The following is a 24,830-nucleotide window of genomic DNA, read 5'->3' on the forward strand; positions in this document are numbered from 1 at the left end:
AAAAAACGGAGACATGTTCTCCGTTTTTTTATATGTGGGATTTATACAATCTCTTCGGCATATTGCCAGAGTGATTTCAGCAGCATCAACTTTTCTTTGTTATCCGCATACTGCTGGCTCAATAACTGCAGTTCATTGGCGTAATTTTGCAAAAACTCCGGTGTGAATACCTGGCGGCGATGGTCCAGCCAGCGTTGCTGTTCTGCTTCGTCCAGCGTTCCCGGGAAGTTACGTGCACGGTAATTAAACAGCAGCTTTTCAATGCGCTTATCGACGAAGGAGATATCCAGCGCCGGTAAATTGCGCGGTTCGGTTTCCAGAACGATTTTCATCGCCGCACGGTCAGCATCGCTGAAAAAGCCGTTGTACAGTTGGGCATCCACGTTATCTGATGGTGTAAAGGGTTCCGCATCGGCAAAGATCGCGACCACTTTGTCGCGTATGTGCGGATTTTCGCGCAGAATTTTGAGATTATCCAGACAATGCTGGCGGTTAATGCCAAGACGGTCGGCATCTTCCGGACGCAGGGTATTCGCCTGTGCCAGTACCGGGCATTTGTTGATGTGCACCAGTTTAACCGGTACGGCCGGGTTATCACCCAGATCCGCTTTAGACGTGTAGAGCCGTTCGCGCAGGGCGTCGCTGTCGAGTTCGAGCAGCGACGAAATATCACCGGCTAAGTCGACCATAATAACCGCGTTGCGATTCTCCGGATGCCACGCCAATGGCGCTACCCAGCTGGTGTTGCCGCGCCATGCGCCGAACATACCAGAGACATGGACCAGCGGCTTCATTTGCGGGACATCAATCAACGCGGCCAGCTTGTGCTTATTACGATGGCTGTAGAGATAATCAAAAAGACGCGGCTGGCGCGACTTCACTAATTGCGCCATTGCAATTGTGGCGTATACGTCCGCCATCGCATCGTGAGCATTGGTATGCTCAATACCGTTGGCTTTGGTCAAATGCTCCAGGCGGAAGCTGGGTAAGCCGTCGTCGTTTTCCGGCCAGTTAATGCCTTCAGGGCGCAGGGCATAGCAGGCGCGCATCACATCCAGCAGATCCCAGCGCGAATTATCGTTCTGCCAGCTCCATGCATAGGGATCGTAGAAATTGCGATACAGGATGTTACGCGTCACCTCATCATCGAAGCGCACGTTGTTATAGCCCAGGATACAGGTTTTCGGTACGGTGAACAGGGCGTGGATGCGTGCAGCAAAAGCGGCTTCATTTTCTCCCTTTTCACGTGCTTCCTGCGGTGTGATACCCGTAATCAACACCGCCTCAGGCTGCGGTAGATAGTCGTCTGCGGGTTTGCAATAAAAGACCTCTGGCTCGCCTATGATGTTGAAATCATTATCTGTGCGAATAGCCGCAAATTGCGCGGGTCTGTCCAGCGCCGGATGGGTACCAAAGGTCTCGTAGTCGTGGAAGAGAAAACCAGGTTGCTGCTTGCCGTCATTCATTGTTCAGTTATGTCCGGGATCAATTTAGCGCTGGTTCAAGAATACCAAAAAATAGCGAGATAATCAGCCATGGCATTATCGAAGCTGGATTGTGCACGCAATAAAATTGAGATAAACAGGGCATTAATGGAATTAATTAATAAATTTCGCACTGTTAAAATAAATTACGGGAATAAAATATCTTGAAGTTGCGGGTTTGTAAATAATCTAACTGATAACCATTATTGTTATTTTCCTCTTCTTTGTTGTGTTCTGGAAACTTTAAAAATCTTTTATAAACAATGGTTTTTTATTTATGTCAATTCGCTGTCATGCATTGTAATGAAATGTGATTGATGTAAAAAATAAATAATCTAAACGCCATATAATTATTGGATATATCTAATAACAGGAGGTTATATGAGCATTAGTCGGCGTAATTTTTTGCGAGGCGTGGGTATAGGCTGTTCAGCCTGCGCGATAGGCAGTTTCCCGCCCGGGGCACTGGCACGAAATTCTCCGGAGAGTATCAAAGGGAAAACATCCCTGACGCCAAGTTTGTGCGAGATGTGTTCTTTTCGCTGCCCAATTCAGGCTCAGGTGATTAATAATAAAACGGTTTTTATTCAGGGAAACCCTAATGCGCCACAGCAGGGGACACGTGTCTGCGCTCGCGGCGGCAGCGGCGTTAGCCTGGTCAACGACCCTCATCGCATTGTTAAACCCATGAAACGCACAGGACCTCGCGGGAGCGGTGACTGGCAGGTTATTAGCTGGGAACAGGCGTATAAAGAAATCGCCGAAAAAATGACGGCAATAAAAACGCAATATGGTCCCCAGGGAGTCGTCTTCTCGTCTAAATCCGGCTCGCTGTCTGGCCATTTATTCCACCTCGCGACGGCTTTCGGGTCACCGAATACCTTTACTCACGCATCAACGTGTCCTGCCGGTAAAGCCATTGCCGCTAAAGTTATGATGGGTGGTGATTTAGCCATGGATATCGCCAATACCCGTTATATGGTCTCTTTTGGCCATAACCTCTATGAAGGGATCGAGGTTGCTGATACGCATGAGCTGATGACCGCGCAGGAGAAGGGTGCGAAGATGGTCAGCTTCGATCCCCGTTTGTCCGTATTCTCCAGCAAGGCGGATGAATGGCATGCGCTCAAACCGGGCGGCGATTTACCGGTGCTGATGGCCATGTGTCACGTCATGATCAATGAAAATCTGTATGACGCAGACTTTGTGGCGCGCTACACCACGGGGTTTGAGCAACTGGCAGAAGCGGTACAAGAGACCACGCCGGAATGGGCGCAGCAGCTCGCGGATGTGCCTGCTGATGTCATTGTTCGGGTCACCCGCGAAATGGCCGCCTGCGCGCCTCATGCCATCGTCAGTCCGGGCCATCGAGCGACGTTTTCGCAAGAAGAAATTGATATGCGGCGCATGATTTTTACCCTCAATGTGCTGCTTGGCAATATTGAGCGTGAAGGCGGTTTGTATCAGAAAAAAGCGGCGGCAACTTACAATAAGCTGGCTGGAGAGAAGGTCGCTCCGGTGCTGGCAAAACCCGATGTCAAATTACCCAAGCCAACGGCGCAGCGTATCGATCTGGTAGCCCCGCAGTTTAAGTACATCGCGGCGGGCGGTGGTGTGGTGCAAAGCATCATTGATGCTGTGTTAAACCAGAAGCCTTATCCGGTGAAGGGATGGATTATGTCCCGACACAACCCTTTCCAAACCGTAACCTGTCGACCAGATCTGGTCAAAACCGTTGAACAGCTCGACCTTGTGGTCAGTTGTGATGTCTATTTAAGCGAAAGCGCGGCGTATGCCGACTACCTTTTGCCTGAATGTACTTACCTTGAGCGCGATGAAGAAGTTTCAGACATGTCGGGCCTGAATCCCGCCTATGCCCTGCGTCAGCAGGTAGTAGAACCTATTGGGGATGCGCGTCCGAGCTGGCAAATCTGGAAAGAGCTGGCCATGCAGTTAGGCCTTGGCCAATTCTACCCATGGCAGGATATGCAAACGCGTCAGTTATACCAGCTTAATGGCGATCATGCGCTATCGGCTGAGTTGCGTCAGAAAGGGTATCGGGAGTGGGGTGTTCCGTTACTGCTGCGTGAACCTGAAGCGGTGCGTCAGTTTGTGGAACGCTATCCGGGCGCGGTGGCGGTTGACAGCGACGGTACCTATGGCGAGCAACTGCGCTTTAAATCTCCGTCAGGAAAAATCGAACTCTATTCCGAAGAGCTGGAAACGCTCCTGCCTGGCTACGGTATTCCGCGCGCGCGCAATTTTGCGCTCAAAGGCGACAGTGAACTCTATTTTATCCAGGGAAAAGTGGCGGTGCATACCAACGGTGCGACGCAATACGTGCCACTGCTTAGCGAGTTGATGTGGGATAACGCGGTGTGGATCCACCCGCAAACGGCCCGTGAAAAAGGCATCAAAAGCGGTGATGACATCTGGCTGGAAAATGCGACCGGCAAGGAAAAAGGCAAAGCGCTGGTCACCGCCGGAATTCGGCCCGATACGCTGTTTGTTTATATGGGATTTGGCGCCAAGGCGGGAGCCAAAACCGCAGCGACAACGCACGGTATCCATTGCGGTAATTTGCTTCCGCATGTTACCAGTCCGGTTTCCGGTACGGTGGTCCACACCGCTGGCGTTACGCTTCGTCGGGCATGAGAAAGGAGAACATCATGAATCAATCTACGAACCCTTATGTCATGCTGCATGACGAGAAACGCTGTATCGGCTGTCAGGCATGTACGGTTGCCTGCAAAGTTTTGAATGATGTGCCAGAGGGTTTTAGCCGCTTACAGGTGCAGATCCGTTCACCCGAACATGAACCCGAGGTGCTGTCCCACTTCCAGTTTGTTCGCGTTTCCTGTCAGCATTGTGAAGATGCGCCGTGTGTCAGCGTTTGTCCGACCGGGGCGTCATTTCGCGACGAAAATGGCATTGTGCAAGTGGATAAGTCTCGCTGTATTGGCTGCGACTACTGCGTTGCCGCTTGTCCATTCCATGTCCGTTATCTCAATCTGCAAACGGGAATTGCCGACAAATGTAACTTCTGCGCAGATACCCGACTGGAGGCAGGACAATCGCCCGCCTGTGTTTCCGTTTGTCCGACGGATGCGCTGAAATTTGGTCGTCGTGACGATCCGGAAATTCAGCACTGGATAAATCAAAAAGAGGTTTATCGCCAGCAGGATACGCGTAGCGGCCCGGTAAGTGTTTATCGGCGTAAAGAGATCCATCAGGAGGGTAAAGCATGAATTCTATCTGGGGAGCAGAGCTTAACTATGCGCCGGACTACTGGCCGCTGTGGCTCATTTATGCAGGCGTTGTTATTGTGCTGATGATTGCGGGCCTGGTTATGCACGCGCTGTTACGTCGGATGCTGGCACCTAAAACAGCAATCGGAGAAGAACATCGGGACTACCTCTATTCGCTGGCAGTTCGTCGCTGGCACTGGGGTAATGCGCTGCTTTTTATCCTGCTTCTGCTGAGCGGCCTGTTTGGACACTTCTCTGTCGGACCGGTGGCATTGATGGTGCAGATACATACCTGGTGCGGTTTCGCCTTGTTGGCCTTCTGGGTTGGTTTTGTGCTAATCAACGCAACCAGCGGCAACGGTTGTCATTACCGGGTGAAGTTTAACGGGTTGATATCACGCTGCTTGTTGCAAACGCGCTTTTATCTGTATGGCATCATGAAAGGTGAGCCGCACCCATTTGCCGCAACGGCAGAGAGTAAATTTAACCCGCTACAACAGCTGGCTTATCTGGCCATCATGTATGCGCTGGTTCCGCTGCTAATCATCACCGGGTTGTTATGCCTCTACCCGCAGGTGGTAGGGGCTGGGCCTGTGATGCTGGTGCTGCATATGGTGTTGGCGATTGTCGGCTTACTGTTCATCTGTGCACATATTTACCTGTGCACGCTGGGTGACACTCCGGGGCAGATTTTCCGCAGCATGATAGATGGCTATCATCGTCATCGCAGCCATCACGCAGAGACAGCACCGCGCAAAGGGTAACGCCAGACGTGGTTGATATCTGAAATCCTATCCTTACAGCAAGAAAATGTGCCTTATGTCACATTTTCTTGCAATTTATCCATGTTTGTTCGCCAGAACTTCCGTAAAAAGAACGGCTATTTCTCCATTTCCTGAGGACATGCTGTTGAAACGCCGTTTGTTTATTGCCGCTTCACTATTTGCGATGATTTTTTCGCCCGCGTATGCGACCGACGTCGCCAGTTTCGCTCCACAGCCTCCAGCAATTAATGCCGGGGCGTGGGTATTAATGGATTACACCACGGGCCAAATCCTGACAGCCGGAAATGAACACCAGCAGCGCAACCCTGCCAGCCTGACCAAGCTGATGACCGGCTATGTTGTCGATCGCGCAATCGACAGTAAGCGTATTAGTCCGACAGATATTGTCACTGTAGGACGAGATGCCTGGGCGAAAGATAATCCGGTATTCGTCGGTTCATCCTTAATGTTCCTGAAAGAAGGGGATCGCGTTTCTGTGCGCGATCTGAGTCGCGGGTTAATTGTTGATTCCGGTAATGATGCCTGTGTGGCGCTGGCGGATTACATCGCCGGAGGGCAGCCGCAGTTTGTCGCGATGATGAACAACTATGTGCAAAAGCTGAACCTGCGGGACACGCATTTTGAAACGGTACATGGTCTGGATGCGCCAGGTCAGCATAGCTCAGCTTACGATCTGGCTGTGCTGTCGAGAGCTATCATCCATGGAGAGCCGGATTTCTACCATATGTACAGTGAAAAAAGCCTTACCTGGAACGGAATTACGCAGCAAAACCGTAACGGTTTGTTGTGGGATAAAACCATGAACGTCGATGGTCTGAAGACAGGACATACCTCCGGCGCTGGATTCAACCTGATTGCTTCTGCCGTTGATGGGCAGCGCCGCCTGATTGCGGTTGTGATGGGGGCGGAGAGTGCGAAAGGGCGTGAAGACCAGGCGCGAAAACTGCTGCAATGGGGACAACAGAACTTCGATACCGTGCAGGTTTTACGTAGCGGTAAGCAAGTTGGTATTGAACGGATCTGGTATGGCGATAAAGAAAAAATTAGCCTTGGCACAGAGCAGGATTTCTGGATGGCCCTGCCTAAAGCCGAAGTCGCTAATATCAAGGCAAAATATGTTCTTGATAAGAAAGAACTGGTTGCCCCCATTGCTGCCCATCAACGTGTGGGGGAAATTGAACTCTACGATCGGGATAAACTGGTGGCGCACTGGCCTCTGGTTACGCTGGAGTCTGTCAACGAAGGCGGCGTCTTCTCGCGTTTGAGCGATTACTTCCACCACAAGGCGTAGTTTTTCCTGATGTGCCTGACTGGCAAGAGTGCGAATCTGCTCACATAATAATCACTGATTCCTTGTGGCCGTCATACCTAAAAATTACACTGTATATAAATACAGTGTAATAGCGGAGGTTATATGGAGTACGAGATAAAGCAGGTCGAGAAACGCATAATTGCCGGTTTCCATATGGTTGGACCGTGGGAACAAACGGTAAAGCAGGGTTTCGAGCAGTTAATGATGTGGGTCGACGGTAAGCAGATCGTACCGCTGGAATGGATAGCCGTTTATTACGACAACCCTGACGTTGTTCCGGCGGAAAAACTGCGTTGTGATACCGTGGTGTCTGTGCCTGAAGGTTTTGAGATCCCAGAAAACAGCGAAGGGGTGATCCAGACCGAACTGGCGGGGGGCGACTATGCTATCGCCGTTGCGCGCGTTGAAAATCATGACTTCGCGACGCCGTGGTATCAGTTCTTTGAGCGCCTGCTGCAGGATTCGACGTATGCGATAGCCGCTAAACCCTGCTTTGAAGTTTATATGAACAATGGCATGGAGGACGGCTACTGGGACATTGAAATGTACGTGCCGGTACAGTCGAAGTAACTGTTTTTGGTGTAAATCAGGATGAATGTCCTGGTCATCAGGGTGATGTTTTCACTCAAAAAACAGGTACAATTCTGTTCTTTGCAATTCCCTGACGGAGTGCATGAGTGCGTGCAGATAAGTCACTGAGTCCTTTTGAAATTCGTTTGTATCGTCATTATCGTGTGGTGCATGGTGTTCGCATTGCGCTGGCGTTTCTTTTTACTTTTCTGTTGGTTCGCCTGTTGAACATTCCTGAAGGTACATGGCCTCTGATTACGCTGGTGGTAATCATGGGGCCTATTTCCTTTTGGGGGAACGTTGTCCCCAGAGCATTTGAGCGTATTGGCGGAACAATTCTGGGATCGGTACTTGGGCTGGTGGCCCTTCGTCTGGAGCTCTTTTCACTTCCGCTAATGCTGATATGGTGCGCGGTGGCGATGTTTCTCTGCGGCTGGCTGGCGTTGGGTAAAAGGCCGTATCAGGCGTTGCTGATTGGTATAACGCTTGCGGTCGTTGTGGGTGCCCCCGCTGGAGATATGAACACAGCGTTATGGCGCGGTGGCGATGTTATTTTGGGTTCATTACTGGCAATGCTGTTTACCGGTATCTGGCCGCAGCGGGCATTTATACACTGGCGAATTCAACTGGCGCATTGTGTAACGGGGTACAATCGGGTGTATCAGGCTGCGCTATCTCCCAACCTGCTGGAGCAACCGCGACTGGAGAAGCATTTACAACAGCTTTTAAGCGATGTTGTCAAAATGCGTGGGCTCATCGTCCCCGCCAGCAAGGAAACCCACATTCAAAAATCAATCTTTGAAGCTATTCAAACGGTTAATCGTAACCTGGTCTGCATGCTTGAGCTGCAAATCAATGCGCTTTGGGCCAGCCGTACCAGCCACTTTGTCATGTTGAATGCGCACACTTTGCGTGAAACACAGCTCAGGACACAACAGGCGCTACTGACGATAACCCACGCATTGTATGAAGGTAATCCACAACCGGTGCTTGCCAATACGGAAAAACTCAATGACACCGTGGTGGAGTTACGTCAGCTTATTGCTGAGCATAAGGGCGATAATGTCGCTGAAACGCCCATTCACGGCTACGTTTGGCTAAATATGGAAATGGCGCGACAGCTGGAGTTGCTCTCTCATTTGATCTGTCGCGCGCTGCGCAAATAAAGAGCAGATGAGGGGATTGGTTCTACTGCTGCTTCGATTCAGCAACGATTAGAGGTATGATACTGAAAAAGGCTAAAACCATTGGTAACTGCAATGGCTTTACCCTCGATAATTCAGGTTTCAACCATGCATGGTCGATGCAGATGCAACTTGAAGTATGGCGGGCATGAAAGTAATGTTGACCCACTTTAGCCGTTGTTTTAACGAATCCGAATCTCACATTATCAGGGGTGTAAAAATGGAAACTACCAAGCCTTCTTTCCAGGACGTGCTGGAATTTGTTCGTCTGTTCCGTCGTAAAAACAAACTGCAACGTGAAATCCAGGACGTTGAGAAAAAGATCCGTGACAACCAGAAACGTGTTCTGCTGCTGGACAACCTGAGTGACTACATCAAGCCAGGAATGAGCGTGGAAGCGATTCAGGGCATTATCGCCAGCATGAAAAGCGATTATGAAGATCGTGTTGATGATTACATCATCAAAAACGCTGAGATCTCTAAAGAGCGCCGCGACATCTCTAAAAAGCTGAAAGCGATGGGCGAAGTGAAAAACGGCGAAGCGAAAGCCGAGTAACGATTTTATGCTTGTTCGGGTCGCTGCTTAGCGGCGGCCCTTATTGCAGTTCGACCCCGCCAGTTACCATCCGCAACAAATGCTGTTCCGGCCAGTGCTCCGTCAATTTTTTCTGCGTCAGCATCCATTTAATGTAGTCCACATCATGACGCTTTCTGTCGAGCATCAGACCGACTACGCTGCCACTGTGCGCAACGTTGACACCGTATAAATCACATTCCTCTACCAGCGCTAAAAGTGAATCAAAATTTGGTTTAGGTAACAGCAACTGGCTGGCGATCGCGCTCAGCGTGGCGGCTTCACCCATCCGATAGGGATTTTGACTGATACAGGCTTCCTGTACCTTTTCCCATGCGCGTTTCAGCGCTGGAGCGCCTGCCAGTAATCCTGACTGGCGTGGAGTACGGTGATAATCAGCAGTAAGCAAGGTTTCCGGACTTTCGAGAACCAGCAGATCGAGTTGAGGCTGGGCTTCACAGGCAATTTGCGTGGAGGCGTCGTTATGATCGAACAGCGTAAGCTGGCGGAAAACGGTGCTGTCGGTAGGTTCCAGCGAAACGCAAAGCTGCGCCAGAGTGGATTCGTCTAGCTGATGCCCCAGATACTGCGCCGTGGCGATTGCCGTGGCGGCGATATCCGCTGTGCTGCTGGCCATCCCTTTAGCGACAGGAATGGTTGACTGGACATCAATTCGAATATCCTGACTCATTTGTGCCGGGTATTGCCAGTGCAGCAATAACCTCTCAACCATCGCCCGCGAAAGTGGACGTTCATCTGTCAGCGGTGAACCTGAAGTGACCTCAACGGTGCTATACCATTCAACCGGGCAGGAGACCAATTTCTCACTGCCCAGAATCCAGCCCTGGATAAGTTCTCCGCACGATGCGGGACATTGCGCAACAGCCACGTCTTCACCTATGTGATCAGCAATCCTCGGCGCATAGTGTCATGGCGATCGCGCTATTACCATGATTTGCCGCAATTTGCGGTGCGGCAGTATTATGCAGGAATGCCCAATGTCACAGTTTCAGATATCGCTAAACGCATAACGTCTTGCGCAATCATTAGCTCTTCATTGGTATTAATCACTGCTACTTTGACCATCGCATTTTCCGTCTGAATGAAGGTGGCATTACGCTGATTTTTTTCCTCATCAACGGCCAGACCCAGGAAATTCAGATTACGACAGATCGCAGCGCGCGCCCGTGCGGAGTTTTCGCCAATACCACCGGTAAACACCAGGGCATCCAGACCGCCCATCTGCATAATATAGCTACCAATGGTGGCACGAATGCGCTCAGCAAAAAGCGTCAACGCCAGCGCAGCCTGGTGATTGCCCGTATCTGCGGCATGTTCAACGTCGCGGTAGTCAGGTGAGATACCAGAAACACCGAGCAATCCGGACTCATTGTTGAGCAATTGGTTGAGCTGCTGCGGTGTTTTGCCTTCTCGCAGGGCAATCCACGGTAAAATGGACGGATCGATATCGCCACTTCGCGTGCCCATCATCACGCCAGACTGCGGCGTAAAGCCCATTGACGTATTCACCGATTGTCCGCCTTTGATGGCGCAGATGCTGCTGCCGTTGCCCAGATGACAACAAACAACGCGCAGGGCGCTGAGTGGTACACCCAGTTTTTCAGCAAGCTGTGAGCTAACGTATTTGTGGCTGGTACCATGAAAACCATAGCGACGAATACCCAACTCTGCATAGTAACGCCAGGGCAGGGGATAGATGAAAGAAGGCTCATCAAGCGTTTGATGAAAGGCGGTGTCGAACACCGCAACGGCTGGCGTTTTGGGCAATAGCTGGCGGAATACCGCGATCCCCAGCGCATTGACCGGGTTATGCAGAGGAGCCAGTTCCGCGAGGCGCTCGATTTCTGCCAGCGTTTCATCAGTTACCAGCGCTGAGTCTTTAAAGGATTCCCCGCCGTGCGCGACGCGATGGCCCACGCCGTCGATCTCATCCAGACTGCTGATAATGTGGTGGTTGAGCAGTTTTTCCAGGAGCAACGTTACGGCTTCACGGTGATCGGCTACGGGCAAAGTCTCCTGCCATTTCTGCGCTGGCGTTTTTAGGGTGACTTGCGCATCAGACAAACCGATACGTTCAATCAACCCCTGACAGATCATTTCACCCTGCGGCATCGCCAGTAGTTGAAATTTAAGCGAGGAACTACCTGCATTAATGGCCATTATTTTGTGAGACATGAAGGTTCCTTTGCATTCAGAAAAATGAACATCTCATCGACCCCGGTATTCTCCAGCGCGCTGGTGACAAATACTTTTTGCGCACCAGCCTGAACTAACCAACTCTCCGTAAGAGAAATACGCTGCGGGTTGGCTAAATCGGCTTTGGTAACGAGGCCAATAACGGGTCGGTTCATTGGTCCGGTAAAACCGGGAGAAAATGGTGACCACGGCGCGTCAGCATTTAGTACCAGCGCAATAATGTCTGCTTCACAGGCGCTGGCCAGCAGCGCACTGTACAGGCAGCGGTTCTCAAGATATTCACCCGGCGTGTCTATTGTCGTAGGAGACCAGACTATGGCCTGGGTCTTCTGATAGTGAAGTGCCTCTCCCCGCATGCACTGCGTGAGCGACGTTTTACCGCACTGGCTGGGGCCAATTAGCATGATACGTCTCATGAGATTACGTCCGGGTGATGGGACACGCGGTAAAACGCATCATTTCGCCCAGCGTTCGGGTTACCTGTTTCAGTGCGTACTCAACGGCAGAAACATCACCCGTCAGTACCACCGCGCCGGTAAACCGGTCGAGAAAACCAATCTCTACCGCCCCGGATTTCGTGGCGATATCACAGGCGATGATTGAGGCTTCGCTGGGGGTAATGGTCAGAATACCGATTGCGGAAAGCGAATCGGGTAATCCCAGTTTCTTGAACAAATCTTTACCTGGATTAGCAATAAGATGCGCCAGCGTGACCTGTTTGCCAGGTACATATTCCTGAATCATCCGATCCGTGGTGGGTTGTCTTTCCATTATCCCTCCACCATTTGTCGCCACATACTTTCATGCGGGCGGGGTATGACCGAGCGGTAAACCAGCAGGCCTTTTTCACCCGCACTTTCACTGGCAACCGTCACTGCGTTATTCACATCGGATACATCGCCAGCAACGACCATGTAGCACTTGCCGCCAATACCAAATGCCATATGGACGCGTACCAGCGTGACGTTGGAGGCTTTAACCGCCCGGTCGGCGGCGCAGATGCAGGCAGCAACGCTCCATGTTTCGACAATACCAACAGCCTGACGCTTATCCACGCTGTTTAGTCCGCTGATTGCGGGGAGTACGCTGGCATGAATGTTGGGGAGTACCAGACTGTCAACGAGCATATCGCCAGCAAGAGATGTTCCAGTGGCAATCGCCTGTTGTACGGCACCTACGTCACCACCGAGCATGAGTAGAAATTTTCCCGGGCAGATGGTCTTGCTGACCAGTAAATTCACATTCGCGCTTTTTAACATGGCATCGCCAGCTTCCATTCCTTTGGCAATGCTGGTGAGTTCTAAAATCCCTATAGCCTGAGACATGATTAACCTCTAATTACCGTGATGGATTGCTCAGTGATTTCGCTGACAATACCGTCAATACTGGCGTGAACAGGCGCGCCTAATGCACCGGAGGGCACATCGGCAACACATTGACCGCGAACAACGCGTTCGCCTTGTTCTACACATGGGATGGCGCTGGCACCTATATGCTGGCGTAACAACAGCGTCGTTTTATCTGTGGAATAATCAGTTTCAGCCAGTGGCGCATCGTGATACCAGTCGCTAAGACCCAGTTTGGTAATAAGGCGTTTAACTGGGATCAGCCGGTACTTCGCCATTTCATCCTCAGGATTTAGCGGCCCTTCATAACGATGGTTGAGCGCCCGCAATTCACGTTTAAGCATACGGTTGATGCGCATCGGTGAAATCCCAACCGGACAGGCTACGCTTTCACACACATTGCATTCTGAGCAGGTCAGGGCCGTGAGCAGCAGTTGCGGTGTGGCCGCCTGCTGATAATTAACCGCACGAACCAGCAGATGCGGGGATAATTCATGACCGATCAAATGCCTCGGGCACAAATCCGTACACAAACGGCACTGCTCGCAAACGGTCTTTGCTACAGAAAGCACGGTGCGTTCATCCTGCATCCGCCGCTGAATCAACGCATGAGACTTAGGCAAAACCAGCAGGCCCCCGGTGGTCTTGCTGACAGGGGTATCCAGTGAAGTAATCAGGCCGCCCATCATCGGACCACCGTTAATAAAGCCGGGATCGTCAACGGTTGCACCCCCGGCCAGCGCCAGAACGTCACGTAAAGACATTCCGATAGGGACTGTGAGTGTGATAGGACTGGCGACTGCGCCGTTAACGGTCAGGGTACGACGCGTAACGGGGTACTGCTGCTCAACTGCTCTGGCGATGTTGAGCACGGTCTGGACGTTATTGACCACCACGCCGACGCTGACCGGCAGCGCGGCAGGCGGAACTCTCCGACCTGTTGCCATCCAGATGGTCAGAACCTCGTCACCAGCCGGGTAGACATCAGGCAAAATATGTAAGCGGATCCCGGTAGGCAGAAGGGGCGTTAATGCATTGATAGCCTTCTGGTATTTCTCTTTGAGTGCAATAATTCCGGCACTGGCTCCGGTAGCCGTCATGGCATATTGAACACCGCGGATAAGTCGCTCAGCCTGGACGGCCATCAACTGCTGGTCAACTTTCAGCATTGGCTCACATTCAGCCGCATTGACCAGAAAGGTATCGACCTGCGCCTGTAATTTTACGTGAGCAGGAAAGCCTGCGCCTCCGGCGCCGACAACACCCGCTGCGCGAACGCGTTCGCGAATGGTCTGTGCATCATAAAGCGTGGACTCTGCCGTCATGGCTGTCTTCATAATAATTCCTCAAGCAGTTCCTGCATGGCACTGGCATCGGCAACACGAGGATTGGTTTGCAGCGTGACGTCAGCCAGCGCGGCCTGAACCATCGACGGGATACGTTGTGACCAGGCTTGCTTTCCGTCTTTAAGCGCGTCAACAAAAGAAGGCAACGCACACTGTTTTTTCAGTAGCTCGATATGATGAATGAGCGCATTCAATGCCGCTGTATCGTTCGCGTTATCCGGGCATAAATGGCAGGCTTTAGCGAAACGGGCATAGCGCTTCGCAGCCCGCGGGTCGCGGGCATTAAAATGAATGACATGGGTCAGCAGCAGCGCATTGGCAAGTCCATGCGGCAGATGAAACTGACCACCCAACTGATGGGCAATCGCATGATTGATCCCCAGTCCAGCCTGACTAAATGCCATTCCCGCGAGCGTTGACGCATTGTGCATTTTCCCCCTGGTTGCCAGACAGTCGCCTTTGCTGACGGCGACAGGCAGGTACTGGAAGACGATTTGAGCCGCTTTTTCAGCCAGTGCATCGGTGAAGTCACTGGCCTTCGTGGATACGTAAGCCTCCAGTGCATGCGTTAACACGTCCATGCCGGTATTCGCGGTGATGGCAGGTGGTACGCTGACGACCAACGTTGGATCAAGAATGGCCATGTCCGGGTAAAGTGCGTTATTGAACAATGGGTATTTAATGCCTTTATCCGGATCGCTAATCACGCAGGCGCTGGTTACTTCAGAGCCTGTGCCGCTGGTGGTGGGAATTGCGACACAGGTTTCAATTTCAATACCGAACTGTCGGCTGAACCAGACGATGGCTTTTGCGGCGTCCAGTGCTGAGCCGCCACCAAAACCCATCACGACGTCCGGTCGCAGGGACTGCATTTGTGCAATCCCTTGAACTACCGTACCGATGGTGGGATCGGGGGTGATATCGCTGAAAATGCTGATGCGGTTATCCGCTGGCAGAGCGTTGCGCAGCTTTTCAATCAGGAGAGAACGCGCGAGAAAAGCATCGCAAATAATCCAGATATGCTTATTCGTGAAACGCTTGAGCACATCCAGACTTCCCTGGCCGCTGTACAATCGAGTTTGCAGTGAAAAGCTATTCATAACGGCCCCATTAGCGAATAGAAAAACCGTTTGTCAGCACGCAACGACGAGAGCGTGCGAAAGTGCGCGCAGATGTTGTTCCTTCACCGGTTGGCGTCGCAATAGTGAAGGTGGTAAAGCCTTCACCACCAACGCCAATCCCGGCGTAAGAGGGGCCATTTTTCACAAAGATGGAGGTCTGAAGCGTGCGCGCGGCAAGGTTCAAACGTGACACATTTTGCGAATGCATAATGGCGGTGTGATGCAATCCCTCTTCAACCTCCAGGGCCAACGTTAATGCACTGTCAAAATCGCTCACTGTTACGACGGGGAGCATTGGCATTAATTGCTCGCTGGTAACCCACGGGTCGTCAGCCTTGACGATGCCTATCAGTAATCGAGGTGCTTTTACCGGAACCGGTATTCCTGCTGCTTCCAGTAAGGTTGCCGGGCTTTTACCCACCAGTTTTTTATTGGCTATGCCTTCTGGTAGACAGACAGCGCGCAGTTTGTCTACCTCTTCGCTATTGAGAAGCATCGCACCAAAAGACTGCATCTGTTGAACCAGTCGTTCGGCAACGGCATCAACAACAATCAGGCTCTTCTCAGCAATGCAGGGGAGGTTGTAATCAAAGGATGCGCCATTGATGATATCTTCCGCCGCCTTAACCAGGTCGGCCGTTTCATCAACAATGCAGGGTGGATTTCCTGCGCCTGCGCCGATGACTTTTTTCCCGCTTTTCATGCCCATAGCAACAATGCCTGGGCCACCGGTAATCGCCAGAACTGCGATTTTAGGGTGCGCCATCATCTGCTGGGTAGCCTCAAAAGTGGGTTCTGTGACCGTGACGACAAGATTACGAATTCCGCAGCAACGGAAAGCAATATCTTCAATCATGGCAATCAGCTTGAGTGAAACCTTTTTAGCACCCGGATGCGGACTGAAATAAACGCTATTCCCTGCCGCCAGCATGCTGATGCTGTTGTTAATAATGGTCTCTGTCGGGTTAGTACTGGGGGCGACAGAGCCAATCACGCCAAACGGTGAATACTCGAATAACACCATGCCGCCGTCGCCGGTTAACGCCGTGGTGGTGAGATCTTCGATACCTGGAGTGTTGTCCAGCGCGGCTTTATTTTTAAGGAACTTATCCTCTTTGTTTCCCATCCCCGTTTCGGCAGCGCTCTCAGCGGCCAGTGAAGCAAGACGAGGCGTCAGTTCTTCGCGTAGGGCGTTTATGATGGCGCTGCGGGTTTTCAATGGACATTGCTGGTAACGCAGAAAAGCCTGATGCGCTGCATCGATAGCTTCGTCAACGGACGGAAAAATACCGTTACCCTGAACTTCTGCTTTTGCCGGGGCGAGTTGTTCACTCAAAATGTTACGAATAAGGGTTTCAAGTTCTGAAGTATTCATTGATGTGTTCTCACGTTAATCGCCGCAATGGCCGTTTCTGCAATGTCCATATCCTGTTCAACGCTTCCTCCGCTGATGCCAAGACCCCCGAGGAGTAAACCCTCACGCCATAATGCGTACCCGCCACCGAAGGTGACGACTTTTCCCTGCATATGGCTTTCCAGACCGTAAAGCGCAGCACCGGGTTGAACTGCTGATGTCAGCTTATGTGTGGCGGTTTTCATCGCCACGGCAGTCCAGGCTTTTTTGGGTGCCAGTTCGCTACTCACGAGTAATGCGTCAGGCATGCGCCAGGTCACCATTTGGGTCCCGTTCGCATCAACAATGCTAATGACGATCGGAACCTGAAGTTCTTCTGCTCTCGTCACCGCAGCGCGAGTGAGTTGGTGGAGCTCCTGAAAAGACAGAGACATAGTCGGCTCCTTTATGGCTGGTGCTTGAACGGCAGCGAGATAGCGCTCAGCCACTTTCTGAATGATGTCGTTTTGATGGGCGTCATGATCTTCTGCTCGTGCAAGCGCATATAAGCAGTCGGACAGGCGATTGATATAACGCATCAGCACGTGTCTGACGGATATCTCGGTGGAGAGCTCGACCAGTCGTCTCTCTGCACGGCGTGCCAGCGTACGGGCAAAGTGCAGTCGGCTGGCGGCTTCGCTGCGGCCAGGTAGAATAAAGCTGCGCAGGGGCGGAACTCTTCCCATTGCGGTATCGATGGCCGCTTCCAGTGCCGCAATTTCTTCCGAGCTGATATAGCGCTGCTCTGGCGTTGGTTCTTCGCTTTCGCTTGCCAGTTCGGCGCTGAACCAAAAAAGCTGCAGCTGGATATTTTCAAGTAACTGCCGGTGCTGCGGGTTTTTCGCTGCACAAATGCACAGACTTAGCGCCGCATTCAGTTCGTCCAGCGTACCGTAGGCTTCCACGCGTGGATGCGTTTTGCTCACGCGCTGTCCGGTAAAGAGGGCTGTTGTTCCGGCATCACCAGTGCGGGTATAAATCGCCATAGTTCCTCCTAACGAGAAAGCGTGTCGACAATGCCGACGATAGCCAGATCGATGGCCTCATTAGGGCCAGAAAAAACGTGTCTGGCGCTGGAGCCGCTGCTGAGTAATACCAGTTCGCCAGTTCCCGCGCCGACAGAATCAACAGCGACTTCATCTCCACTCACAGGGGACGCAGGAAGCTCTCCGTCAGCACTTACCCGACGTACCAGCAACAGTTTTTTTCCCACCAGTGATGGGGATTTTTGCGTGGAAACCACAACGCCTGTAACCCGTGCCAGATGCATAGCTCACTCCTGCTTAATTAGTTGGACATTTCGCAGACTGACTGCTTCCTGAGCCAGAGCCGTCACGACACACCGACGGCGCAACACCAGTACGCCATCCCTTAATTGGGCGACGTCGGCATAGCTGAGAAGCTTCTCAGGATGCAAAAAGATGATTCGTCCCCGTTCGTCATTGAACTCCAGCGGCAGACGTGCGAGTTTTTTCACGGGGATTGCGGGTAACAATCGGTGCTGTAGTGAAATTTTCACGCGGACTCCGCATGCCAGCGCGTCGTGAATCTTTCCCACCGACATGTTGGCTGGGCAGCCTTCGGCAATTCGCTCCAGTAATGGCAGATCCACTTGCTGGAGATGGAGCGACGAGTACTGGCAGCATACTGTCCGTGAATCGATTTCCCGTAACTGCGCGACGCTAAGAGTGAGCGTGCTTTCCGCGCGTTTTTTTAATCGGGAAACAACCTCCTCGATAATGCGTTGCAGCAGTTCGTTGTTCATCGTGAGGTCACCAGTGTGGCGAATGTCTGGGGATTATCAGCGCCTGCAGCATTGGCTTCGTCTGTATCGATATGCATTTCGAGGCGCATATCCGGCGAAACGCGTACGGCGACGTTATCGAAAATCAGTCGACGTTCATCGCCATTAATGGCGACCGAGACTCTATCGCCATGGGAAACCCGCAGAATCAGAGCATCGAGCGGCGACATATGGATATGCCGTTGGGCGACGATCACCCCGGATGCTAAGTCCAGTTCAGCAAATGGGCTGACGAGACGAACACCGGGTGTGCCCTGAATATTGCCCGACATCCGCAGCGGAGCAGCAATTCCCAACGTGCGGGCGTCGGTACGAGAAATTTCGACCTGGCTGGTACTGCGCAGCGGGCCGAGTAAACGCACATTTTTTAACTGACCTTTTGGCCCCACCAGCGTGACAGTCTGCTCTGCTGCATATTGTCCTGGCTGCAATAGCCCTTTTTTCTCACTAATGGGGTGATTGGGAAACAAGCGACCGTAATCTTCAGCGCACAGATGAATATGACGATTAGAGATCCCCAGCGGAATCGGGCGCTCGCGCATTTCATCCAGAACCTTAGCGACAGTGGTCTCCAGTTGCTGTTTATCCATTACGCTTCACCTCGTTTGCCAGAGTGAAGACAAAGCGTGCGCGGCTCGCCTTTTTGGCGAGGGCAGGCAGGATCAAGACATAAATTGCAGCTAATCAACTCTGCATCTTGCGGGGCTTCGGGTACATCATGGACTACAAATATCTCTTCATGCGGTACGGCTGGTATGGGCTCTGGCGTTGGCTCAGGCTCCAGGGCAACGCTATGCGACAGGATCCCGTCCCCGGGTCTGGAAATGACTTTGTGAGCCACCAGTCCATCTCGCTGGTCAGCGAAACTGACACCGGTGGAAATGGCCGCCTGGACGGAGGCCACATCCCCGATTATCTTGATCACCGTCCAGCCTGAGCCGTTGGTTTTTTCGAGGCCCACCAGCGTGATGGAGGCGGCTTTCGCCATGACGTCCGCGCAACTGATGGCTAATGCCAGACCACTAACTTCAAGTAATCCCAGTGATTGCTTCACGCTGTGCTCCTTGGTTGCAACGACTTATGCGGATTTAGGTAAAATGGCTTCAACGTCGCTGTGCGGACGCGGGATAACGTGGCAGGATTTCACCTCACCAACGGCGCTTGCGGCTGCGCTTCCAGCATCTACGGCTGCTTTCACCGCGCCGACATCACCGCGAACCATAACGGTGATAAGGCCAGAGCCGATTTTTTCGTAACCAACCAACTGCACGTTTGCGGATTTCACCATGGCATCAGCGGCTTCAATAGCGCCGACAAGCCCTTTTGTTTCAACCAGTCCCAGTGCGTTATTCATACTGCTTTTCTCCTATGGGTTATGAGTGCATTCCCGGAACGGAATGCCTTTAACCAGCCGCGCAGCGTTGTTACCAATGCTGCGGCGATCGTGGCTATTTTGTTGATACGTCAGCGTAAAAAGTGGTGCTGACGTGGGTAAGTTTTTGTAGTGCACGACCAGTTTTTCGCGGCTACAGCCAATACCGACCAGCAATGGAGACTGGCAGGCGGCCAACCATGCGTTGTGGATAACGTCAGCTGAGCCACTCTCCTGAATCACAAAGGGGATCCCTTCTTCTTCAATACCCAGCAGTACGTCATTCCAGACGTCAGCACAGTCAGCACTGGTGAAGATAACGATGGCTGGTGTGGTGAGATTACTTTCCATGAGCGAATGCCTTATGCCAGGAGAGAATCAGTCCTGTCGCAACCGCATTGCGCGGACCTTCGGTACCACGAATGTTGCCGCGCCCGGCAACCAGTCGATAATGCGCCAGAGCATCGGTGACCAGCTGTGGAACTTCAAAATCCAGAGATGAGCCGCCAACCAGCACCACAAAGGGAATATCCCGAATGTTCCCGGTCGGACTGACCTGACGTAGCGCTCTGAGTGCGTTAGTAACGAAAACGCGCTCCTTGGCGCTTCGACGAATGGCCCGTACTTTCTCCAGCGCCAGTTCACCAGGCAGTGGCACCAGTTCATCGGGTTTCACTACGCACACGCGCGCAAAAACCGTTGGTGGGAGAGGCGTAGGGAAGAACTGAACGCTGCCGTCTTCGTGGCGAAGGTGGAACAAGCTCTCAACTTTCGCCAACGGATACTTTTTAATCTCTTCAGCGAGATAACGGTCATCCAGACCCAGTTCACGGGCAATGATCATCGTGACCATATCGCCTGCGCCTGCCAGGTGCGTGGCAATAATTTCGCCCTTAGGATTGATGATAGAAGCGTCGGTTGAACCCGCGCCGAGGTCCAGAATTGCCAGTGGTCGCGTTGTGCCCGGAGTAGTTAAGGCCCCCAGAATGGCAGCTTCGGCTTCGGCGCCGCCAACCTGGACGTCAATGTTGAGCTTTTGCGTGATCTCCTGGGCAATCATCGCCATTTGCAGGCGGTCTGATTTCACCATGGAGGCTATGCCGACAGCCTGTTCCAGCGAGAATTCACCGGCAAGCCCACCCGTCACGCTGACGGGAACCGAGGTATCGACCGCCAGCAGATCCTGAATAAAAATTTCATGACTGGGTTTGTTGGTTAATTCAGCCATTGTCTGGCGCACATGCTCCAGCATGCCGCCAATATTGGTGCCAGCTTCTCCGGTAACGTTATCCAGTTTCGGGCATTCACCAACCGCTTTCATAATCGCTTCGGCGCCCGCGGCAACGTCGACCCGTACGGTACGCCCCTGAGACTGTAGCTCCAGATTTCCGGCAGGAATCGCTCGCGCTTTCACATCACCTGACGGCGTTTTCACCACCACGGCTGAACGGTTGCCGATCAGCGCCCGTGCCATCGGAACAATGTTTTTAGTCTCATCGGCATTGAGGCCAAAGACAGTTGCAATGCCGTAGGGGTTAGAAAGGGTTTCAATGACCTTTCCTGGTACAGCGACCTCAATGGCAGCCAGCATCCCCAACGGGATACGGTCGATATGAAGGACTTCATCGACGATGGGCAGGGGGTAAGTCAGACGATTGCTGACCAACACGCCATCGTCCTGTTGTAAAATAACACCAGTCAACTGGTATCCAGCACGGACGGAGGCATTAATCATCGTAGCGACATCGGCGAAATCAAATGCCGATGACACCACCAGAATATAGGGCGTATCCGCCGGGCGACTGAGAAGGTCTTCCGGCGTAATAGTGACGCCCACGCCTAACCCGACACCGCCCGGTGTTTTAGGGTTATGGCCGATCATGGTGGATTCAGTGATGATGGTTTCGGTTATTGTTTCCATCGCCACATCGCCAATGACCGGAGTGGCTTCGTTAATGCGGATGAGCGAAATATCACTGACATTGATACCGGCGTTTTTTGCCGCCAGCGTCAGGGCCTCCTGAATGCCAAACACATTACGTAATGTGCCCTTAATTCCGGTGGTTTCTGCCAGCGCGCTGCCGGTGATGCTCAGCACGCCAGACTCATCGAGAGTAGCTAGAGCGACTTCCGTTGATGAGTTGCCTATGTCAATGCCAGCTATATATCGCATGATCCTTTCCCTGAGTTAGTCGTCGCCTTTGAGTTTTTTACGCTCAACGTACAGCGCTGCCGCTTCACGAACGAAAGCTGCACAGATTTTTGCCTGATAACGATTTTCGAGATCGTCGGCGATAGCCATCAGCTCATCTTTTGTTGAGCGGTACGGGCGCAGCGCGTTGTAGATCTCAAGAATGCGATCGTCAGGAACAGCGGTTAGCTCGGCTGCGCGCTCGAAGTTCATCGCCAGCCTGTCACGTCCGGCATCTTTGGCGATTTCCGCCTGCAGGCGCAGTGTTTCAGGGGTGATGCGCATGTCCTGCGCGGTCACTTTGTTGCTCAGAACATTTTCAAGCGTGAAGTCGTCCAGCGTTTTGTTGGTCGCAGTTTTTACCCACTCAGGATGTTTATTCGCGAGAGGGTAATCCGTGACTTTCGCGGTATGTGCTGATGAACTCACCGCGGGCGGAGTCGCGGACTCGCCTTGCAGGCTGTTCATCCGGCTCAACACATCCCGAACCATCGATTCAATTGCGTCGGTATTCATGGAGGTATCCTTTATCAAAGCGCCACGCGCAGTTCCTGCGGGTTTTTGCCTGTCACAACGTATTTGGTCTCTTTAATGTGCAGAATGGCTGATTTCGCCTGGTACTTAGGACGGGCCATCTGGTCATTCAAAGTAGGGACCGGTTGCGGAGATTCACGCTTGGCATAACGCGCGGCGTTTTTACCGATCTGACGATAGGTTTCCAGCGTCAGAAGCGGTGCCTGAGGGAACAGCTCCAGGTTTGAAAGCGGCGGTAACCCCTGCTGGTGGATAACCGTGGTACCTTTTGACTGGATGCCGATAGAGATCCCGGAACCGCTCAGACGGTTCCCCTCAACGGCGACAAACGCCACATCGGAGGATTTAAAGCAGCGGATAACGCGCGCTTTAATGCCTTCTTCTTCAATACCGGCAATCACTTCGCGCAAGATATTCTTATGCGGGATCCCTACGATATTGACGGTTTGCGAGAGCCCGAACGCCGGCCCTACGGCAATAATCACTTCGTCCTGTTGCTGGCCTTGTTTGGCTTCACCAATCTCGGTCAGAAAGCTGTCTCCCTGTGTCGCCGCAGCCTGAGGTGCGCTTGCCGCTGTAGATGCGCGGAAAGAGACGGGTTTGTCGCTGGTCTGCATTTCAGACAACACATCTTCAATTATCTGGCGCAGCAGTTTTTCATTAATTTCCATTTTTCACCCCTTAGCCAAGCTCGTTGGGATCAAGTGCGCCAGGGATGTTTTTGATCTCTTCCCAGCGTTCGCCTTGCAGGCGATAACCTGTTGCCGGACCGGCATAGTCGTTAACATCATTGACAGCGGATAGCACCTGTCCGTCGCCAACGATAATGGCGGAGGTATGCAGGTAATCCCCGGTTAACTTGGCTTTCTGGATGTTGAGCATGTCCTGAGCGACATCGGTAAATCCGCCCTGAGCTAGGGCTTTCACCACTTCCAGACCGTTACGGTTTTTATTGATGATCTCTTGTGCAAACTTGATGTCTTCAACGATGTTACGTTCCGGCATATCTTTCGAACCGTGGGCGTAAGTCGCAGCTTCCACTTCTTCATCAGTGATTGGTGGTAATCCCATCCCGGCAAAGACGGCCTGCAGCGCACGTGCCGCTTTGTTACGAATGGCGATAACATCTTCTTCACGAACCGGACGCAGACCACCGTCTACTTTCAGGTCGCGCTGAAGAACGTTGTAGTCGTCAAAATCTTCAGCATCCTCGTTCGAACCCGCAAACATGTTGTCGTAGTTCGGCACCGCGGAATAACCAGAAGAAATGAAGTCAGTACCCGGCAGGAACTGCATCAGCAGACGCGCAGTACGACGCATATCAGAGTGGGTAAAGGTTTGGTCGTTGCTGGAGGCGCATTCCAGATCCAGAGAAGAACAAATCAGGTTTTCAGCCAACACTGCACGAATGCCTGACGGCACGGCGGAAGGGACACCGATGCAGCTTACTGAACCGTTTTGCAGGCCCTGTACGCCCGCAGCTTTGGTGATGTAAATGCAGCGGGCTTCCAGATAAAGCATTGATTTGCCTTCGGCGTAACCCATCTGAACTTCTGAGCCAGAACCGGAGGTAAAGCGCATTTTCAGACCACGGGATGCATAGGACGAGGCGAGGAAGCCTTTCGACCATGGCGTGTCATCGCCGTCGGTAAAGACGGGTTCAGTACCATAGACGGAGATGGTTTCCGCGTAGCAGGTGTGGCCTAGCATGCCGAGTTTAAGTTCGGTAGCTTCTTCCAGCGAGCACTGGGTTAATACGCCAGGGCGTCCAACCTGCGAGCCGACTAACAGCGCAATGGCGTTAAATGGCGCATAACGTGCAACGGCAACGGTTGTTTCCTGTTCGTCAAACCCGCGCCATGCGCCTTCAGCGGCATCAGCGGCAATCTGCACCGGGTTATCTTTGACGTTAGTGACGTGCGCTTGTTGAGAGGGTGTACGACGAGCACGCATTTTCTGCATCGCCATCATCATCTCAACGACGTTCATATGGGACACCACTTCGACAATTTTTGCCGGCGTCATTGCGGTGGTCAGCGGCACTATATCTTTGCGCTTCACGTTAGGGTCGCAAAGCATATTGGCCAGTTTGACAGAGTCCATCGCCATGACCTCTTCAGCGCGCGCCAGGTTAATGCCGTAGCGGGCAATGAAATGGTCGATTAAGTCAAATTCACTGGCGGATTTTCCGTCCAGTTCAGTGACTGTACCGTTGACGATTTTAATCGACGGTTTGGGGTCGTTCGGGCTTTCCATCGCAATGAAGCCTTCTTCGATCCACTCCTTAACGAAACCATCCTGATTCACAGGGCGCTTCGCCAGTGCTTCAAATCTTTTCGATCTCATGAA

Annotated in this window: 27 protein-coding genes; 7 read left to right on the forward strand and 20 right to left on the reverse strand. The window is 52.3% G+C overall.

Annotated features, from left to right (window positions below):
- Nucleotides 1–41: 41 nt before the first annotated feature.
- Nucleotides 42–1,466 (reverse strand): exodeoxyribonuclease I, encoded by a 1,425-nt coding sequence (sbcB, locus tag OGY18_RS05540; RefSeq protein ID WP_286552190.1) that lies wholly within the window; start codon nt 1,464–1,466, stop codon nt 42–44.
- A gap of 399 nt (nt 1,467–1,865) precedes the next feature.
- Here sbcB and phsA point away from each other — a divergent pair, with 399 nt between their 5' ends.
- The 7 genes from phsA (at nt 1,866) to OGY18_RS05575 (ending at nt 9,139) form a co-directional block, all read left to right on the forward strand.
- The gene (gene phsA, locus OGY18_RS05545) at nt 1,866–4,139 is read left to right on the forward strand and encodes a thiosulfate reductase PhsA (protein ID WP_286552192.1); all 2,274 of its coding nucleotides are present in this window, start codon (nt 1,866–1,868) and stop codon (nt 4,137–4,139) included.
- 14 nt (nt 4,140–4,153) lie between these two features.
- Nucleotides 4,154–4,732, forward strand: a complete 579-nt coding sequence (gene phsB, locus OGY18_RS05550; RefSeq protein ID WP_286552194.1) for a thiosulfate reductase electron transport protein PhsB — start codon at nt 4,154–4,156, stop codon at nt 4,730–4,732.
- Nucleotides 4,729–5,496: a thiosulfate reductase cytochrome B subunit gene (gene phsC, locus OGY18_RS05555; protein WP_191222409.1), complete on the forward strand. Its 768-nt coding sequence runs from the start codon at nt 4,729–4,731 to the stop codon at nt 5,494–5,496. Before phsB ends, phsC begins: the two co-directional genes overlap by 4 nt.
- Nucleotides 5,497–5,635: 139 nt before the next feature.
- Nucleotides 5,636–6,808 carry a serine-type D-Ala-D-Ala carboxypeptidase DacD gene (gene dacD / locus OGY18_RS05560; protein WP_032934491.1) on the forward strand — a complete coding sequence of 391 codons (1,173 nt, stop codon included), beginning with the start codon at nt 5,636–5,638 and terminating at the stop codon, nt 6,806–6,808.
- Nucleotides 6,809–6,931: 123 nt separating this feature from the next.
- A complete protein-coding gene (gene sbmC, locus OGY18_RS05565) occupies nt 6,932–7,399 on the forward strand; it encodes a DNA gyrase inhibitor SbmC (protein ID WP_008785156.1) in 468 nt (155 codons plus the stop codon).
- Nucleotides 7,400–7,506: 107 nt separating this feature from the next.
- On the forward strand, nt 7,507–8,565 hold the full coding sequence (locus tag OGY18_RS05570; protein WP_003834178.1) for an FUSC family protein: 1,059 nt from the start codon (nt 7,507–7,509) through the stop codon (nt 8,563–8,565).
- 238 nt (nt 8,566–8,803) lie between these two features.
- On the forward strand, nt 8,804–9,139 hold the full coding sequence (locus OGY18_RS05575; RefSeq protein ID WP_003834176.1) for a DUF496 family protein: 336 nt from the start codon (nt 8,804–8,806) through the stop codon (nt 9,137–9,139).
- A gap of 40 nt (nt 9,140–9,179) precedes the next feature.
- On the opposite strand, the gene OGY18_RS05580 is transcribed toward OGY18_RS05575, so the two are convergent.
- From OGY18_RS05580 to pduC, 19 genes are all read right to left on the reverse strand, one after another.
- On the reverse strand, nt 9,180–10,046 hold the full coding sequence (locus tag OGY18_RS05580; RefSeq protein WP_003834174.1) for a GHMP family kinase ATP-binding protein: 867 nt from the start codon (nt 10,044–10,046) through the stop codon (nt 9,180–9,182).
- Between the two features lie 92 nt (nt 10,047–10,138).
- Nucleotides 10,139–11,353 carry an acetate/propionate family kinase gene (locus tag OGY18_RS05585; RefSeq protein WP_003834172.1) on the reverse strand — a complete coding sequence of 405 codons (1,215 nt, stop codon included), beginning with the start codon at nt 11,351–11,353 and terminating at the stop codon, nt 10,139–10,141.
- Nucleotides 11,338–11,790, reverse strand: coding sequence for a propanediol utilization protein PduV (pduV, locus tag OGY18_RS05590; protein WP_286552201.1), 453 nt, complete (start codon nt 11,788–11,790; stop codon nt 11,338–11,340). The genes OGY18_RS05585 and pduV overlap by 16 nt, the downstream gene beginning before the upstream one ends.
- A gap of 4 nt (nt 11,791–11,794) precedes the next feature.
- On the reverse strand, nt 11,795–12,145 hold the full coding sequence (pduU, locus tag OGY18_RS05595; RefSeq protein WP_003834168.1) for a propanediol utilization microcompartment protein PduU: 351 nt from the start codon (nt 12,143–12,145) through the stop codon (nt 11,795–11,797).
- The gene (gene pduT, locus OGY18_RS05600) at nt 12,145–12,699 is read right to left on the reverse strand and encodes a propanediol utilization microcompartment protein PduT (protein WP_003030201.1); all 555 of its coding nucleotides are present in this window, start codon (nt 12,697–12,699) and stop codon (nt 12,145–12,147) included. Before pduT ends, pduU begins: the two co-directional genes overlap by 1 nt.
- A 2-nt stretch (nt 12,700–12,701) precedes the next feature.
- Nucleotides 12,702–14,057: a cobalamin reductase PduS gene (pduS, locus tag OGY18_RS05605; protein WP_126317740.1), complete on the reverse strand. Its 1,356-nt coding sequence runs from the start codon at nt 14,055–14,057 to the stop codon at nt 12,702–12,704.
- Nucleotides 14,054–15,166, reverse strand: coding sequence for a 1-propanol dehydrogenase PduQ (locus tag OGY18_RS05610; protein WP_286552203.1), 1,113 nt, complete (start codon nt 15,164–15,166; stop codon nt 14,054–14,056). The genes pduS and OGY18_RS05610 overlap by 4 nt, the downstream gene beginning before the upstream one ends.
- A 10-nt stretch (nt 15,167–15,176) precedes the next feature.
- Nucleotides 15,177–16,562 carry a CoA-acylating propionaldehyde dehydrogenase PduP gene (gene pduP / locus OGY18_RS05615; protein WP_286552205.1) on the reverse strand — a complete coding sequence of 462 codons (1,386 nt, stop codon included), beginning with the start codon at nt 16,560–16,562 and terminating at the stop codon, nt 15,177–15,179.
- Nucleotides 16,559–17,566: a two-domain cob(I)yrinic acid a,c-diamide adenosyltransferase PduO gene (gene pduO, locus OGY18_RS05620; RefSeq protein ID WP_148361808.1), complete on the reverse strand. Its 1,008-nt coding sequence runs from the start codon at nt 17,564–17,566 to the stop codon at nt 16,559–16,561. The genes pduP and pduO overlap by 4 nt, the downstream gene beginning before the upstream one ends.
- An 8-nt stretch (nt 17,567–17,574) precedes the next feature.
- Complete coding sequence (locus OGY18_RS05625) at nt 17,575–17,850, reverse strand: EutN/CcmL family microcompartment protein (RefSeq protein WP_003030211.1); 276 nt, start codon at nt 17,848–17,850, stop codon at nt 17,575–17,577.
- 3 nt (nt 17,851–17,853) lie between these two features.
- Entirely contained in the window at nt 17,854–18,345 is a 492-nt protein-coding gene (gene pduM / locus OGY18_RS05630; protein ID WP_003834149.1) for a microcompartment protein PduM, read from the reverse strand.
- Complete coding sequence (locus tag OGY18_RS05635; protein WP_197385737.1) at nt 18,342–18,974, reverse strand: phosphate propanoyltransferase; 633 nt, start codon at nt 18,972–18,974, stop codon at nt 18,342–18,344. The genes pduM and OGY18_RS05635 overlap by 4 nt, the downstream gene beginning before the upstream one ends.
- Nucleotides 18,974–19,438 (reverse strand): BMC domain-containing protein, encoded by a 465-nt coding sequence (locus OGY18_RS05640; RefSeq protein WP_148361809.1) that lies wholly within the window; start codon nt 19,436–19,438, stop codon nt 18,974–18,976. The genes OGY18_RS05635 and OGY18_RS05640 overlap by 1 nt, the downstream gene beginning before the upstream one ends.
- Before the next feature lie 24 nt (nt 19,439–19,462).
- The gene (gene pduJ, locus OGY18_RS05645) at nt 19,463–19,738 is read right to left on the reverse strand and encodes a propanediol utilization microcompartment protein PduJ (RefSeq protein ID WP_001057752.1); all 276 of its coding nucleotides are present in this window, start codon (nt 19,736–19,738) and stop codon (nt 19,463–19,465) included.
- Between the two features lie 12 nt (nt 19,739–19,750).
- Nucleotides 19,751–20,107, reverse strand: a complete 357-nt coding sequence (locus tag OGY18_RS05650) for a glycerol dehydratase reactivase beta/small subunit family protein (protein WP_198579311.1) — start codon at nt 20,105–20,107, stop codon at nt 19,751–19,753.
- Nucleotides 20,097–21,929 carry a diol dehydratase reactivase subunit alpha gene (locus tag OGY18_RS05655; RefSeq protein WP_198579310.1) on the reverse strand — a complete coding sequence of 611 codons (1,833 nt, stop codon included), beginning with the start codon at nt 21,927–21,929 and terminating at the stop codon, nt 20,097–20,099. The genes OGY18_RS05650 and OGY18_RS05655 overlap by 11 nt, the downstream gene beginning before the upstream one ends.
- 15 nt (nt 21,930–21,944) lie before the next feature.
- On the reverse strand, nt 21,945–22,463 hold the full coding sequence (gene pduE / locus OGY18_RS05660; RefSeq protein ID WP_003834133.1) for a propanediol dehydratase small subunit PduE: 519 nt from the start codon (nt 22,461–22,463) through the stop codon (nt 21,945–21,947).
- A 14-nt stretch (nt 22,464–22,477) separates the two neighbouring features.
- The gene (gene pduD / locus OGY18_RS05665; protein ID WP_003834131.1) at nt 22,478–23,152 is read right to left on the reverse strand and encodes a propanediol dehydratase medium subunit PduD; all 675 of its coding nucleotides are present in this window, start codon (nt 23,150–23,152) and stop codon (nt 22,478–22,480) included.
- 10 nt (nt 23,153–23,162) lie between these two features.
- Nucleotides 23,163–24,827 carry a propanediol dehydratase large subunit PduC gene (pduC, locus tag OGY18_RS05670; RefSeq protein WP_003030249.1) on the reverse strand — a complete coding sequence of 555 codons (1,665 nt, stop codon included), beginning with the start codon at nt 24,825–24,827 and terminating at the stop codon, nt 23,163–23,165.
- Nucleotides 24,828–24,830: the final 3 nt, after the last annotated feature.

Source organism: Citrobacter sp. Cpo142, assembly GCF_030332425.1.
GTDB classification, from domain to species: Bacteria; Pseudomonadota; Gammaproteobacteria; order Enterobacterales; family Enterobacteriaceae; genus Citrobacter; species Citrobacter portucalensis.